Origin of the sequence: Ancylobacter oerskovii (assembly GCF_018390555.1) — a bacterium.
Classification (GTDB): domain Bacteria; phylum Pseudomonadota; class Alphaproteobacteria; order Rhizobiales; family Xanthobacteraceae; genus Ancylobacter; species Ancylobacter oerskovii.
In genome coordinates, this window is the sequence record NZ_JAHBGB010000044.1 from 1 (window position 1) to 13166 (window position 13166).

Sequence of the window (13166 nt, forward strand, 5' to 3'; positions counted from 1 at the left end):
GGAAGGGCGCCCTCGGCGTTTGCGCACCCACCCCGCACCCATCGGACAAAACGCCCCGAAGCCGCACCCATCGGACACCCCATCGGACAGTGGGGAGGGAGGTGGCGACTTCTGGTTGACGGCAGGTGTATCGTATACCAGAATTAGACAAAAGAATAAGATCGGGAAGGTCGTGCAGGCACCGACAGGGAAGGGAACGCCATGCTCGTCGCAGATCTCATGCAATTGAAACCCGCCCGCGTCCCCAGCGTGCGGATGAACGAAAGCGTTGAAATGGCAGCGACTTTGCTCAACCGCGAGCACATCGGCGCGGTGGTGGTGAAGGACGCCTGCGGCTCGGAAGGCGACACCGTCGTCGGCATCTTCTCCGAGCGCGACGTGGTGCGCGCCATCGCCGAACGCGGCGCCGCCGCCCTCAGGGCGCCGGTGGCCGACCTCATGTCGCGCAACATGATTTCCTGCCAGATGGATGACAGCGTCGATCACGTCCGCGCGCTGATGGACACCCACCATGTCCGTCATCTGCCGGTGCTGGAAAATCACCAGCTCGTCGGGGTGCTCTCCATCCGCGACGTGCTTTCCTATGACGTTAGAAAAGCTGCGGAAGCCGCTGCTTCCACGGGCGCCCAGCGCCCGGTTCCGGGGCCGCTGCACCTGCAGGCCTGACGCCGCGCGGAGGCGGTTCCGACGGCCTGCCGGGACGCCGGAACCCGCCTCAATGCGCCGGAGCGACCTCGCGGGCCTCCGGCGCCTCCATCTTGTTGACGCGGTCGATGACCGCCTTCTGCACCTTCTCGAAGGCACGGACCTCGATCTGCCGCACGCGCTCGCGGGAGACGCCGAACTCGGCGGCGAGATCCTCCAGCGTCATCGGGTCCTCGGCGAGGCGGCGCGCCTCGAAGATGCGACGCTCGCGATCGTTGAGCACCGAGAGGGCGCCGCTCAACGCATTGCGGCGGTTGTCGAATTCCTCGGTCTCCGCCAGCAGCGTCTCCTGGTCTTCGCGATCGTCGGCGAGCCAGTCCTGCCATTCGCCGCCGCCCTCGACATCACCGCGCAGCGGAGCGTTGAGCGAGGAATCGCCGCCGAGGCGACGGTTCATCTCCACGACGTCCTGCTCGGTGACGCCGAGCTTGGTGGCGATCTGCGCGACCTGGTCGGGGCGGAGATCGCCCTCCTCGAGCGCGGAGATCTGGCTCTTCGCCTTGCGGAGATTGAAGAAAAGCTTCTTCTGGGCCGCTGTCGTGCCCATCTTCACCAGGCTCCAGGAGCGCAGGATATATTCCTGGATCGAGGCCTTGATCCACCACATGGCATAGGTGGCGAGGCGGAAGCCCTTGTCGGGCTCGAACCGCTTCACCGCCTGCATGAGGCCGACATTGCCCTCCGAGATCACCTCGGAGATCGGCAGGCCATAGCCGCGATAGCCCATGGCAATCTTCGCCACGAGGCGAAGATGGCTGGTCACGAGCTTCTGGGCGGCGTTGGGATCGTTGTGCTCGCGCCAGCGTTTGGCGAGCATGTATTCTTCCTGCGGCTCCAGCATCGGGAACTTGCGGATCTCGGCCAGATACTGGCCAAGGCCGCCTTCGGCCGACGGGATCGTCATTGCGGAACGGGCCATGGCAGCGCCCTCCTTTCGTTTTGGTCCCCTTCGGGCGACCAGAATGCTCGGCCGCATGTCGCCGGCCGAAAAACTAGCATAGCAGCAACGTGTCGGTTTTGCGCAATGGCATCATGAAAACCGGTCACGATGGCTTGAACCGGCAGGCTCAGCCGGCCGCGGCCAAGGCGGCTTCGAGCCGGGCGAGATCGGGTCGAAGCGGGCTTTCGAACCGCATCACCTTGCCGGTGGCAGGGTGGGCAAAGCCGAGCCTGGCGGCGTGAAGTGCCTGGCCGGACAGGGAATCCAGCGCGGCACGGGCCGGGGCCGTGAGGCGGGCGGCCTTGGTGCGGAAGCCCTGCCCATAGAGCGCATCGCCGAGCAAGGGATGGCCGATATGTCCCAGATGCACGCGGATCTGGTGGGTCCGACCGGTTTCCAGCTGGCATTCGATGCGGCTCGCCACTGGCCGGCCGTCGGCATCGCCATAGATCGCGGTGCGCTCCCAATGGGTGATGGCGAAGCGCCCGCCGGGGCGGACCGCGATGCGCTCGCGCGAGATGGGATGGCGGGCGAGGGGAGCGTCCACCGTGCCGCGCAGCGCTTCGGGCACGCCCCAGGCAAAGGCGACATAGAGCCGTTCCAGCGGTCCGGTGCGGCCATGGTCGGCGAATTGCTCGGCGAGGGCGCGGTGCGTGCGGTCGTTCTTGGCGACGACGAGGAGGCCGGAGGTCTCCTTGTCGAGCCGGTGGACGATGCCCGGGCGACGCACGCCGCCAATGCCGGAGAGAGTGTCACCGCAATGATATAGGAGCGCGTTGACCAGAGTGCCATCCGGGTTTCCCGGCGCGGGGTGCACCACCATGCCGGCCGGCTTGTCGATCACGATGAGATCGTCGTCCTCATAGACGATGGCGAGCGGGATCGCCTGTGCCATCGGCTCGGCCGGCTCGGGAGGCGGCAATGTGAGGACGAAGCGGGCGCCGGCCGGCACACGGGCGGATCCCGAGGTGACGGCCCGGCCGTCGCGGAGGAGGCGGCCCTCGGCCAGCAGGGCCTGCAGCCGGGTGCGGCTCATATCGGGGAGATGGCGGACCAGCACGCGATCGAGACGCAGGCCTTCATCCTCGGCCGTGGCGATGATATCGAGGCGCGTGCCCTCGGCCGCGGCGTCGTCGGCCTCCTCGAAATCCTCCAGCGGCTCGTCCGGCGGTGTGCGCATGACTTCTCCCGATACAGACGACAAGCTCAATCCCCAGCAGGAGCGCGTGCTGCGCAAGCTGCGCGGCTTCGCAGCCTTCTCCGGCATATTGATGGGCTTCGGCTTCCTCGCCCTGTTCGGGGCCATCGGATACAGGGTCATGGTCGGCTGGAAAAGCGCGCCGAAGGAGCTCACGGGCACAATTTTGCTGCCGCAGGGGGCGCAGGTCCTGTCCAGTGCCGTCTCCGACGGCTTGCTCGCGGTGACGCTGAACCGCCAGGGAACGGTCGAGACCCGGCTGTTCGACCTCGAGACGCGGGCGCCGCGCGGCGTGGTGAGCTATGCGCACGAGCCGTGAGCCCGGCGGCCTTGCCGGCTGCCCTGCCTGCATGTGTGGACAGGCTGCGGAAATCTTCGATCGCTCCTATTGCTATGCGTCCGCTTTCCCCTTATGAGACGCGCCTGCCGCGCAGCTCCCATCGTCTAGCGGTCTAGGACGTCGCCCTCTCACGGCGAAAACACCGGTTCGATTCCGGTTGGGAGCGCCAAAGCGCCAGTCGGCGACTGAGCGCCTTTCTTCAGAATATTTCCCTCCCGATCCTCGCCCTTACGCAAGGGCGTCTGCGGTTTTGATGCGCTGCGCAAGGATGCAGCTTGCTTTTTGCCCGCCGGTTCGGCCATCTGCCGATGGCCGTATTGCGGGCGAAAGACGGGCACTTTCGATCGCAACCGGCCACGCAGGAGCCTGCCTGAGACGATCGTCTAGCTTGCATGCTTGGCTATAATCGGCGGAAGCAACGGAATAACCAGAAACGCTGCCGATAATGAGGGGAAACGTCGCGATGAATGGGCTTCTCGCCTTGAGCCGCGCTATTGACTGGATCAATGAGCGTTTCGGCCGTATCGCCGATTATTGCGTGCTCTTCGCCTGCCTGATCAGCGCCGGCAATGCGACCGTGCGCTATCTTTTCAGCTACAGCACCAATGGTCTCCTCGAGATCCAGTGGTATCTCTTCGGGGCGGTCGTGCTGCTCGGGGCGTCCTACACGCTGAAGCTGAACGAGCATGTGCGCGTCGATCTCGTCTACATGATGCTGTCCGATCGGGGGCGGCTGTGGGTCGACGCCATCGGCTTCGTCTTCATCCTCATCCCGGCGGGCATCTATCTCACCTGGCTGAGCTTTCCGTTCTTCTGGCAGGCCTATGTCTCCGACGAGGTCTCGCAGAATGCCGGCGGCCTGATGCTGTGGCCCGCCAAACTTCTGCTACCGCTGGGCTTTTTTCTCCTGACCCTTCAGGGCCTGTCGGAGTTGATCAAGCGCGCCGCGGCCCTGCACGGCGACATCACCGTCGAGACCCACTACGAGAAACCGCTGCAGTGATGCGGCGCCCGCCGCGCATGCCCGCCGCCTCTCTCCTTCCTCGTCACGAGTGAGCTCGACATGTTCTCCCATGGCGTGATGCCCCCGCTGATGTTCGGCGGCATGATCTGCTTCATGCTGGCCGGCTTTCCCGTCGCCTTCTCGCTGGTGGCGGTGGGCCTGTTCTTCGGCACGCTCGGCATATTGACCGATCATTTCCATCCCAGCTTCCTGCAGGCGTTGCCGCTGCGCTTCTACGGCATCATCTCCAACGACCTGCTGCTGGCGATCCCGTTCTTCACCTTCATGGGGGCGATACTGGAGCGCTGCGGGCTCGCCGAGGACCTGCTCGAGGGCACCGGCAAGCTGTTCGGGCGGGTCCCGGGCGGCCTTGCCTATGCGGTGATCGTGGTGGGCGCCATCCTCGGCGCCATTACCGGCACCGTCGCGGCCTCGGTGATCGCCATGGGCGTGATCTCGCTGCCGGTAATGATGCGCTACGGCTACGACCAGAAGCTCGCCACCGGCGTCATCGCCGCCTCGGGCACCATCACCCAGCTCATCCCGCCCTCGCTGGTGCTGATCGTGCTCGCCGAGCAGCTCGGCAAGCCGGTGGGCGACATGTATCTCGGCGCCATCGGGCCCTCGATCCTGCAGGTGCTGCTGTTCCTCGTCTATGTGTTCGTGCTGTCGCTGATCAAGCCGCAGCACATGCCGCCGCTGCCGCCGGAGGCGATCGGGGAAGGCGGCTGGCCGCTGATCAGGCAGGTATTGTGGGGCATGGTCCCCTCCGTCGTGCTGATCGCGCTGGTGCTCGGCACGCTGGCATTGGGCCTTGCGACGCCGACCGAAGCCGGCGCCATGGGTGCGGTAGGCGCGATCGTGCTCGCCGCCCTGCATCGGCGATTGACCTGGAACCTGGTGCGTCAGGCGATGGCCTCGACCATGCGGCTCACGGCGATGGTGGTGTTCATCCTCATCGGAGCCACCGTGTTCAGCCTCGTGTTCCAGGGAATGGATGGCTCGCGCTGGATCGAACACCTGCTCTCGCAATTGCCGGGCGGCCGCGTCGGCTTCCTGCTGTTCGTGAACATGTTCGTCTTCTTCATCGCGTTCTTCCTCGATTTCTTCGAGATCGCGTTCATCATCATCCCGCTGCTGGTGCCGGTGGCGGTGAAGCTGGACATCAATCTCATCTGGTTCGGCGTCCTGCTGTGCGTGAACATGCAGACCGCCTTCATGCATCCGCCGTTCGGTTTCGCGCTGTTCTACCTGCGCGGCATCGCACCGCCGTCGATCCGCACCTCGCAGATCTATTGGGGCGCGATTCCGTGGCTGCTGATGCAGCTGATCCTGGTGGTCGTGGTGATCATGTGGCCGGAATCGGTGACCTACTGGATCGATGCCGGCCCGGGAGTCGATCCGTCGACCATCGAGCTGAACATCCAGCCCTTCGATGCACCGTCGCTCGACATGACGCCGCCGAAGTTCTGACGGCCCGGCGCCGGCCGTGGATGCGGCCGGCGCGTCCCATTTGTCAGGCGGCGGCCCTGGGGCTGTGCATCCTGCCGCGGACCGCGGCCACGCCGAGCAGCCCGAAGATCAGCAGCACCACGCCCTGGACGATGGCAAAGGGCGGCTCGGATTGGGTCGGCGCCATCGCCTGCAGCGCCGGGATCTTGGCGAAAGCCTGGGCGACAGCCACGAACACCAGAAGATAGAGGCTGGCGACCGCTCCCACGGCATAGATCCGGTGGGAACGGCCGCTGCCGGCATGTCCCTTCGACGCCGACAGGTAGCGCGCCGGAATCGTCGCCGCCAGGATCAGCAAGGCGATGCCACCGACGATATGGGACGGCAGCACGCCGGCGAAGGGAAAGCCGAAGCCGGTGGCGCTGGTCGCGAAGGCCGAGGCGAGAAACACGCCCACCACCCATGGCCGGTCGCGGCCGGCGATGAGATCGGCAAGGACGAGAAAACCGCTGGCGATGCCGATCAGGCTCAGCCATGTATGAAAACCGACCCAGCTCGTCGGATCGAACATGATGGTGCTCCCCCTCGATCGCCGGCCGGCCCGCGCCGGGCTACGGCGATTGCACAATCATGTTATCTGTCATAAATACGACCTGCTAGTCGTCCATTCCTCACTATCGGCATGAGCGGTGACGCCTCGACACAGCGGGTCGGGGCGTTTGCGCGTTTGTTCCCTCCTCCTTCCGCTCAATTGTGCCGCCGGCGCGATTGCGCGATAAGGCGGGCCCTCGCGCCTGCCGCATTTCTGGATATCCCGAGCATGAACTCTGCGCTTCCCACGCCGGATAATCCCCATCCCGGCATGGGGTTCAGGCAGTTTGTCGGCCTGATCGCCATGATGATGGCCACCAACGCCATCGCCATCGATTCGATGCTGCCGTCGCTGCCCGAGATCGGGCGCGCCCTCAATATCGATACGGCCAACCACACCCAGCTCATCATCACCAGCTACCTGCTCGGCTTCGGAGCGGCGCAGATCGTCTATGGTCCGCTCGCCGACCGCTTCGGTCGCCGCAGCGTGCTGCTGGTCGGCATGGTCATCTACACGCTGGCTTCGCTGGGGGCGGCGTTCGCAGGCTCGTTCGAGGTGATGATGATGGCCCGTGCCCTGCAGGGCATCGGTGCCGCGGCGACCCGTATCCTGGCGGTGGCCATCGTGCGCGATTGCTATTCCGGCCGGCAGATGGCGCGGGTGATGTCGCTGTCCTTCATCGTGTTTCTCGCGGTGCCGGTGATCGCCCCGTCGATCGGCCAGCTCATCGTGCTGGTCGCGCCGTGGCGCGCGATCTTCGGCATGCTGCTGATCTTCGGCTCGGTGCTGATCACCTGGATCCTGCTGCGCCTGCCGGAAACCCTGCACCCGGACGACCGCATCCCGATCTCCTATCGCGGGATTTCCTATGCGTTCGGGCTGGTGCTGCGAAGCCGGATCAGCATGGGCTACATGTTCGCCATGACGATGATCATGAGTGGCCTGTTCGCCTTCATTACCAGCGCCCAGCAGGTCTTCTCCGTCGTCTTCGATGCCGCCGGCCTGTTTACGGTCATCTTCGCCGGCATTGCGCTCTTCATGGCGATGTCCTCGTTCCTCAACGCCCGCATCGTCGAGCGCCTCGGCATGCGGCGCGTCTCGCATGCGGCGCTGCTCGGCTACCTTGCCGTCACCTGCATTCACGCGATTCTGGTGGTGCTCGGCTACGAAACGCTGCTGCTGTTCTCGCTGTTGCAGGCGGTCACGATGTTCTTCTTCGGTCTGGTGGTGTCGAACTTCAACGCCATGGCCATGGAACCGGTCGGTCACGTGGCGGGGACGGCATCGTCGCTGCTGGGCTTCACCACCACCATCGGTGGAGCGGTCATCGGTTCGAGTCTCGGCCAGATGTTCGACGGGACGACCTTGCCCCTCACGGTCGGTTTTGCCGCCTTCGGCGTCGCTGCGCTCGGTTTCGTGCTTTTCGCCGAACATGGCCGGTTGTTCGGTTCCTCCGCACACTTCGGTGGAGAGGTGGTAAGAAAATAGCGCAGACGATCATGTAATATTCCGTGACGCAAAGTGAATTCGTCGCCGATGCCAAATTTATGGAACGGCTGGCGAAATCTCGCGTTGTATCCGCGTTCGCAATGGGCGCTGGGTAACAGGAGTATATCATGATACGTCATGCCATTATTGCATCTGCATTTCTGGTGGCGGCCCCTCTTGCGGCGAATGCACAGCAAGGCGCGGGAGTTGCCGCTGGAGCGACATCGGGCGCCGTTGGCGGCGCGATCGTCGGCGGGCCGGTCGGTGCCGTGGTAGGCGGTGTGGCCGGGGCCGTGGTCGGCGGCATCGCCGAGGATCACCGGACCCGTTTCCATCACTATGTCGTCGAGGAGCGCATCCCCTCCTACGGCTATCAGGAGGACGTCGTGGTCGGCGCGGAACTGCCCGCCGATGGCGTTCGCTATTATGAGGTGCCGCCGGAATATGGCGTAACGGAATACCGATACACCGTGGTGAACGATCAGACAGTGCTGGTGGATCCGCGCACGCACCGCGTGGTTCAGATCATCGAGTAACTCTGCCGGGCATCAGCCCGCTGCGTCGACCGGCTTTCCCGCTTCGGCGCGGAAGCCGGTCCTCGGCTCCTCGCGCCGTCTCAGGTCGCCCGCGAATTCGAGGATCAGGGTGCCGAGATCGGTTTCGTCAACCAGCAAGGCGGCGTCCTCCGGGGAAAGCCAGGCTAGCATGCGCTGGTTGCGCTCGGGCCAGTCTTCGAGCTGGCGCGTCACTTCGAGCGGATAGACGGAGACCTGCACCAGCACGAATTGCCGGTCGATGCGTTTCCAGTAGCGATACTGGCCAATACGCTTGCGTGCAATCCGCCCGACCAGCCCCGCTTCCTGCCGGGCCTCTATCTCTGCGGATTTCCAATCCTTCCGGTCCCGGATCGGCCATCCCTTCGGAATGACGGGACGGCTGGTTTCGCGCGAGGAAAGCACGAGTATCTCAAGACGGCCCGCCTCCGACCAGCGATAGGCGAGTGCCGCGACCTGCTGTAGCGGATGTCCGTGGGCCGCGCGCCTCTTGCGTTGTTTGACCTTGTCCATGACGCAATATGTAATCAACTTTCGAAAATATTCGATCCTTTGTTTCGGTGATTTGCGAGGCTCCATGACGACCGAGCTCACGCTGCTGGGTTGGACACTTGTCGTTGCGCTTGGACAGATATTCGCCGCGGCCATGGTCAGGACCGGGGAAACGGGCCTCGACTACAACGCCGGCGCGCGCGATAGACCCGCACCGCCGGAGGGTGTACTTGCCGGCCGCTTGCGGCGTGCCCAGGCCAATCTTTTCGAAACCTTGCCGCTCTTTGCGGCAGCCGTGCTGATCGCTCACGTCGCGGGCCGGAACGGCACCGAGACCTTCTGGGGCGTCTGGCTGTATTTCCTGGCCCGCATCGCCTATGTGCCGCTCTATGGCGTCGGCGTGCCCTATCTGCGCTCCATCGTCTGGCTTGTCGGCATCATCGGGCTGGCATTGATCCTGTTCGCCATTCTGCGGCCGGTGTGAAGTCACGCCGCCTGCGTCGGCATATGCGGATCGGCAGGCGTGGAGAGGTCGGCGTCTGGTCTGGCGGACCTCTCCAGCATTTCCGGCGGCAAGCCGGCTCGCAACGCTCAGTGCTGGTGCAGCATTGCTGCCAGTGCCTGTGCGACGTTGCGCGTCACCCGCCGCTTGTATTTGCGATGGACGAGCTGGCCGTTGTGATAGATGTCCTGCTCGACATAGAGTTCCTCGCCGTCCCACCGCAGGATGTTGTCGGACTGGGTCGTCTCGATAACCCCCATCTCGGGTATCAGGTGACCGGCAGGCGTGCTCGATGGCATGGGCTTCCTCCTTTGACTGGCGGTTCCTCGCAAGGCTCTGATGGCCCGTGGGGACAGCATAGGCGCGTGGCGGAGCCCCCGCCAAGAGCTTTGCTTCAGCCGGCTTTGCTTCAGCCGCTTTGTTTCAGTTCGGATCTGCCGGTTCGATCTGTCCGCGTCGCTGCAGCCAGCTGGCGACGAGCCAGCACAGCAGCGCCCAGGCGCTGCCGGCGCACCAGCCGGCAAGGACGTCCGTCGGCCAGTGGACCCCGAGATAGATCCGGCTGAGCCCGATCGTCAGCGTCAGGAGCAAGGCCACCGCGAGCACATAGACCTTCAGGCGCCGCTTGCTTTCCGTGCGCACGATCAGCACGCCCAGCGTCAGATAGGTCACGGCCGCCCCCATGGCATGGCCGCTGGGAAAACTCAGCGTGTGAACATCGACGAGGCGGTCGACGACGTCGGGGCGCGGGCGGTCGAAGCCGATCTTGAGCGCAAAGCTCAGCAACATGCCGCCGCCGGTCGCCAGGACGACGAACAGGGCCGCGGCCCGCTTGCCGTCGAAGGCGAGATAGCCGGCCGTCAGCAGCGTGACGGTGGCGAGGACGGCGGTGCTGCCGAGGCTGGTAAAGTCGCGCACGGCGATTTCCAGCCATGCCGGGCCGATCGGCGAGGCAGGATTTCCGGCCCGGCGCAACGACCGCAGCACCGCCTCGTCGAAGGCGAGGGTGGCTCCCTCGCGGACACCATCGGCCACCAGCACGAACAGCAGCAGGCTGGCGGCGGCCAGCGCGAGGACGAGAAGGCCGCTGATCTCGACCGGGCTGGCGGTCCGTCGCGAGGGCGGGTCGGTCGGGGGAATGGGCATATCGTTCTCAGGATGAAGGATTTTTCGTCGGAAGGGAACCGAAGCATCGCCCGGATGTTTCTTCGTCACATTCGTCACGGGAGAAGATTATGCTCAAAGGCGGTCTGCTCTGGCTTATCGGCATTCCCCTTCCGATCATCCTGATCCTGTGGCTGCTCGGCTATCTGAGCTGAGGGGTGGAGGCGTCGGCGGCAAAGAGGATGCGGCCGGTGCGGTTTCATGCCGGGAATACGCCGGTCGAGAGGTTGCGTACGGTGTAGGGGTCGGTGGACGTGGAGATGCTTGGCATCGAGGGGCATGACGTCGCGTTGATGGGCTTGTCGGTCTTCATCGCGATAGCGGCTTCCTATACCGCACTCGATCTGGCTACCCGCATTCCGCCGGCCGTCGGCGCGGCGCGGAAGTGGTGGCTATGGGCCGCCGCCGCCGTGCTTGGCGGCGGCATCTGGTCCATGCATTTCATCGGCATGATGGCGATCCGCCTGCCGCTTCCCATCGCTTACGACACGTTGCAGACGCTGGCTTCCTTCCTCGTGGCCCTGATCGCGACGGGCGTGGCGTTCCACGTCGCCAGCCTTCAGGGCGGTGTGTGGACGGTACTTGCGAGCGGTCTGATAATGGGGCTCGGCATCGTCGGCATGCACTATACCGGCATGGCGGCGATGCGCATGCAGGCGCATGCGGGCTACGAGCCGCTTTACCTGGCCGTGGCGATCCTCGTGGCCATCGTCGCCTCTACCGCCGCGCTCTGGCAGGCTTTTCGCCGTCACTCCACCCCGCAGCGGCTGGCGGCCGCCGTGGCGCTGGGCATCGGCATCTCCGGCATGCACTATCTCGCCATGGCCGGCTTCTCGGTGCGGCCTGACGCCTCGATAGCGGCACCGGCGGATGGAACCGTGGTGGGGTCGGGTCAGCTCGTGACGGCCGTCACGGCCTCGACCCTGGTGATCCTGTTCTCCGCCATCCTCGCCGTCATGTATGACCGCCGCTCGGGAGTGCTGGCGGACCGCGCCGCGGCAATGGTCCGCGACAGCGAGGAGAGATTCCGCCTCCTCTATCGCCACACGCCGCTGCCGTTGCATTCGCTGGGGGCGGACGGCCGCATCCAGCAGGTGAGCCATAGCTGGCTCGAGCTCCTCGGCTATCGCGAGGAGGAGGTCATGGGGCGGCTGCTCACCGATTTCATGACGCCCGATTCCGCGCGCCGCCGCAACGAGGAGCATTGGCCGCGCCTGCTGAGCGCCGGCGAGCTGCACGAGGCGGAATACACGATGGTGGCCAAGGACGGGCGCCATATCGATTGCATCCTGTCGGCCGTGGCCGAGCGCGATGCCGAGGGGCATCTGACCAAGACGGTATGCGGCCTCGTGGACGTCACCGAGCGCCGGCGCACCGAATCGGCGCTCCGCCAGGCGCAGAAGCTGGAGGCGGTGGGACAGCTGACCGGCGGGATCGCCCATGACTTCAATAATTTGCTGGCGGTGATCGTCGGCAATCTCGAGCTTGCCCGCCGGCGGGCCCAGAATGACGAGCGCCTGCGCACCTTGCTGGAAAACACCATGCAGGCGGCCCAGCGCGGCGCGGCGCTTACCCAGCGCATGCTGGCCTTCGCCCGACGGCAGGATCTGAAGCCCGAACCCATCGACGTGCCGGAACTGGTGCTCAGCATGGCCGATCTGCTGCGCCGTTCGATCGGTCCGGCCATCAATGTCGAGACGCGCTTTCCGCTCGGCCTGCCGAAAGCGATGGTCGATGCCAACCAGCTGGAACTGGCGCTGCTCAATCTCGTGGTCAACGCCCGGGATGCGATGCCGGAGGGCGGCACCGTCGTGATCAGTGCCCGCGAGGCGAGGGCGGAGGTCGCGGGGGAGGCCGATGAGGCCAGCTTCTTCTGCCTGACTGTCGCCGATGACGGCGTCGGCATGGACGAGGCGACGCTGGCACGCGCGACGGAGCCCTTCTTCACCACCAAAGGGGTCGGAAAGGGAACGGGGCTGGGCCTCGCCATGGTGCATGGTCTGGCGGCGCAGTCCGGCGGAAGGCTGGCCCTTACCAGCCAGCCGGGCAAGGGGACGGCGGCGTCGATCTATCTGCCCATCGCTGCCGATGCGCGTGCCGTGGCAACGGCGCCTTCCGTGCTTCCCGTCCCCCAGCGTGCGGCCGGCCTGCAACGCGTGCTGGTGGTGGATGACGATCCTCTCGTGCTCTCCGCGACCGCGGCGATGATCGAGGATCTCGGCTATCAGGTGGCCGAGGCCGGGTCGGCCAAGGAGGCGCTGGCGACGCTCGAGGGCGGCGAGCCTTTCGACGTGGTGCTGACCGACCAGGCGATGCCGGGAATGACCGGCCTGCAGCTGGCGGAGGCGATAAGCGAGCGTTTCCCGTCACTTCCCGTCATTCTGGGCACGGGCTACGCCGAGCTGCCCAACGGGGCGGATGCGCATTTCCGCCGGCTCGCCAAGCCGTTCGGCCAGGACGTGCTCGACCGCGAGCTGCGCGAGGTGCTGCAGGGGGCTACCGACAATGTGGTGTCCTTATCCTCGCGGCACGGGTGAGGGAATATTGTCGACCGCACCGTGACAGCGCGCCGACGAATGATTATATCAACGGCATCCGGGGGAGCCTCGTCAGGAGGCTGAGAGGCCATCGGCGCAAATCCTTTCCCCAGAAGGTCTTGCGGCATGGCGACCCTTTGAACCTGATCCAGTTCGGACTGGCGGAGGGAGGCTGCATGGGCGATCCGATCATCCTCGA

14 protein-coding genes, 1 tRNA gene and 1 riboswitch are annotated in these 13166 nt (G+C 65.3%); of the genes, 9 read left to right on the forward strand and 6 right to left on the reverse strand.

The annotated features are described in order from the left end of the window. Window positions 1-273: 273 nt before the first annotated feature. Window positions 274-666: a CBS domain-containing protein gene (locus tag KHC19_RS20935; protein ID WP_378295558.1), complete on the forward strand. Its 393-nt coding sequence runs from the start codon at window positions 274-276 to the stop codon at window positions 664-666. A gap of 49 nt (window positions 667-715) precedes the next feature. On the opposite strand, the gene rpoH is transcribed toward KHC19_RS20935, so the two are convergent. Continuing rightward, window positions 716-1624 (reverse strand): RNA polymerase sigma factor RpoH, encoded by a 909-nt coding sequence (gene rpoH / locus KHC19_RS20940; protein WP_213355325.1) that lies wholly within the window; start codon window positions 1622-1624, stop codon window positions 716-718. Window positions 1625-1772: 148 nt separating this feature from the next. Next, window positions 1773-2825, reverse strand: a complete 1053-nt coding sequence (locus KHC19_RS20945; RefSeq protein ID WP_213355326.1) for an RluA family pseudouridine synthase — start codon at window positions 2823-2825, stop codon at window positions 1773-1775. On the opposite strand from KHC19_RS20945, the gene KHC19_RS20950 reads away from it, so the two are divergent. From KHC19_RS20950 to KHC19_RS20965, 4 genes are all read left to right on the forward strand, one after another. Then, the gene (locus KHC19_RS20950) at window positions 2824-3162 is read left to right on the forward strand and encodes a hypothetical protein (protein WP_213355327.1); all 339 of its coding nucleotides are present in this window, start codon (window positions 2824-2826) and stop codon (window positions 3160-3162) included. The genes KHC19_RS20945 and KHC19_RS20950 overlap by 2 nt on opposite strands. Before the next feature lie 114 nt (window positions 3163-3276). Continuing rightward, window positions 3277-3352 (forward strand) — tRNA-Glu (locus tag KHC19_RS20955). 294 nt (window positions 3353-3646) lie between these two features. Then, a complete protein-coding gene (locus KHC19_RS20960; protein ID WP_213355328.1) occupies window positions 3647-4186 on the forward strand; it encodes a TRAP transporter small permease subunit in 540 nt (179 codons plus the stop codon). Window positions 4187-4246: 60 nt separating this feature from the next. Next, window positions 4247-5659, forward strand: a complete 1413-nt coding sequence (locus tag KHC19_RS20965) for a TRAP transporter large permease (protein ID WP_213355329.1) — start codon at window positions 4247-4249, stop codon at window positions 5657-5659. 43 nt (window positions 5660-5702) lie between these two features. Here the strand turns inward: KHC19_RS20965 and KHC19_RS20970 are convergent, their stop codons facing one another. Further along, on the reverse strand, window positions 5703-6209 hold the full coding sequence (locus KHC19_RS20970) for a hypothetical protein (protein ID WP_213355330.1): 507 nt from the start codon (window positions 6207-6209) through the stop codon (window positions 5703-5705). Window positions 6210-6320: 111 nt separating this feature from the next. On the opposite strand from KHC19_RS20970, the gene KHC19_RS20975 reads away from it, so the two are divergent. Both KHC19_RS20975 and KHC19_RS20980 read left to right on the forward strand, forming a co-directional pair. Beyond that, window positions 6321-7718: a multidrug effflux MFS transporter gene (locus tag KHC19_RS20975; protein WP_246549309.1), complete on the forward strand. Its 1398-nt coding sequence runs from the start codon at window positions 6321-6323 to the stop codon at window positions 7716-7718. A 128-nt stretch (window positions 7719-7846) separates the two neighbouring features. Then, the gene (locus KHC19_RS20980) at window positions 7847-8254 is read left to right on the forward strand and encodes a DUF1236 domain-containing protein (RefSeq protein ID WP_213355331.1); all 408 of its coding nucleotides are present in this window, start codon (window positions 7847-7849) and stop codon (window positions 8252-8254) included. Window positions 8255-8266: 12 nt separating this feature from the next. Here KHC19_RS20980 and KHC19_RS20985 read toward each other — a convergent pair whose 3' ends face one another. Next, window positions 8267-8785, reverse strand: a complete 519-nt coding sequence (locus KHC19_RS20985; RefSeq protein ID WP_213355332.1) for an NUDIX hydrolase — start codon at window positions 8783-8785, stop codon at window positions 8267-8269. 64 nt (window positions 8786-8849) lie between these two features. Here KHC19_RS20985 and KHC19_RS20990 point away from each other — a divergent pair, with 64 nt between their 5' ends. Continuing rightward, complete coding sequence (locus KHC19_RS20990) at window positions 8850-9248, forward strand: MAPEG family protein (protein ID WP_213355333.1); 399 nt, start codon at window positions 8850-8852, stop codon at window positions 9246-9248. Window positions 9249-9355: 107 nt separating this feature from the next. Here the strand turns inward: KHC19_RS20990 and KHC19_RS20995 are convergent, their stop codons facing one another. Then, window positions 9356-9565 carry a hypothetical protein gene (locus KHC19_RS20995; RefSeq protein WP_213355334.1) on the reverse strand — a complete coding sequence of 70 codons (210 nt, stop codon included), beginning with the start codon at window positions 9563-9565 and terminating at the stop codon, window positions 9356-9358. Window positions 9566-9689: 124 nt separating this feature from the next. Then, window positions 9690-10412 (reverse strand): phosphatase PAP2 family protein, encoded by a 723-nt coding sequence (locus tag KHC19_RS21000; protein ID WP_213355335.1) that lies wholly within the window; start codon window positions 10410-10412, stop codon window positions 9690-9692. Window positions 10413-10690: 278 nt separating this feature from the next. On the opposite strand from KHC19_RS21000, the gene KHC19_RS21005 reads away from it, so the two are divergent. Beyond that, on the forward strand, window positions 10691-12967 hold the full coding sequence (locus KHC19_RS21005; protein ID WP_213355336.1) for an MHYT domain-containing protein: 2277 nt from the start codon (window positions 10691-10693) through the stop codon (window positions 12965-12967). 50 nt (window positions 12968-13017) lie between these two features. Then, a riboswitch (TPP riboswitch) is annotated at window positions 13018-13154 on the forward strand. The last annotated feature ends 12 nt before the right edge of the window (window positions 13155-13166 follow it).

Excerpts from the sequence above, each read along its gene's own strand:
- KHC19_RS21000 (WP_213355335.1), bottom strand. The coding sequence starts at position 10,412 with ATGCCCATTCCCCCGACCGACCCGCCCTCGCGACGGACCGCCAGCCCG.
- KHC19_RS20950 (WP_213355327.1), top strand. The coding sequence starts at position 2,824 with ATGACTTCTCCCGATACAGACGACAAGCTCAATCCCCAGCAGGAGCGC.
- KHC19_RS20980 (WP_213355331.1), top strand. The coding sequence starts at position 7,847 with ATGATACGTCATGCCATTATTGCATCTGCATTTCTGGTGGCGGCCCCT.
- KHC19_RS20995 (WP_213355334.1), bottom strand. The coding sequence starts at position 9,565 with ATGCCATCGAGCACGCCTGCCGGTCACCTGATACCCGAGATGGGGGTT.
- KHC19_RS21005 (WP_213355336.1), top strand. The coding sequence starts at position 10,691 with ATGCTTGGCATCGAGGGGCATGACGTCGCGTTGATGGGCTTGTCGGTC.
- KHC19_RS20960 (WP_213355328.1), top strand. The coding sequence starts at position 3,647 with ATGAATGGGCTTCTCGCCTTGAGCCGCGCTATTGACTGGATCAATGAG.
- KHC19_RS20965 (WP_213355329.1), top strand. The coding sequence starts at position 4,247 with ATGTTCTCCCATGGCGTGATGCCCCCGCTGATGTTCGGCGGCATGATC.
- KHC19_RS20975 (WP_246549309.1), top strand. The coding sequence starts at position 6,321 with ATGAGCGGTGACGCCTCGACACAGCGGGTCGGGGCGTTTGCGCGTTTG.
- rpoH (WP_213355325.1), bottom strand. The coding sequence starts at position 1,624 with ATGGCCCGTTCCGCAATGACGATCCCGTCGGCCGAAGGCGGCCTTGGC.
- KHC19_RS20985 (WP_213355332.1), bottom strand. The coding sequence starts at position 8,785 with ATGGACAAGGTCAAACAACGCAAGAGGCGCGCGGCCCACGGACATCCG.
- KHC19_RS20945 (WP_213355326.1), bottom strand. The coding sequence starts at position 2,825 with ATGCGCACACCGCCGGACGAGCCGCTGGAGGATTTCGAGGAGGCCGAC.
- KHC19_RS20935 (WP_378295558.1), top strand. The coding sequence starts at position 274 with ATGGCAGCGACTTTGCTCAACCGCGAGCACATCGGCGCGGTGGTGGTG.
- KHC19_RS20990 (WP_213355333.1), top strand. The coding sequence starts at position 8,850 with ATGACGACCGAGCTCACGCTGCTGGGTTGGACACTTGTCGTTGCGCTT.
- KHC19_RS20970 (WP_213355330.1), bottom strand. The coding sequence starts at position 6,209 with ATGTTCGATCCGACGAGCTGGGTCGGTTTTCATACATGGCTGAGCCTG.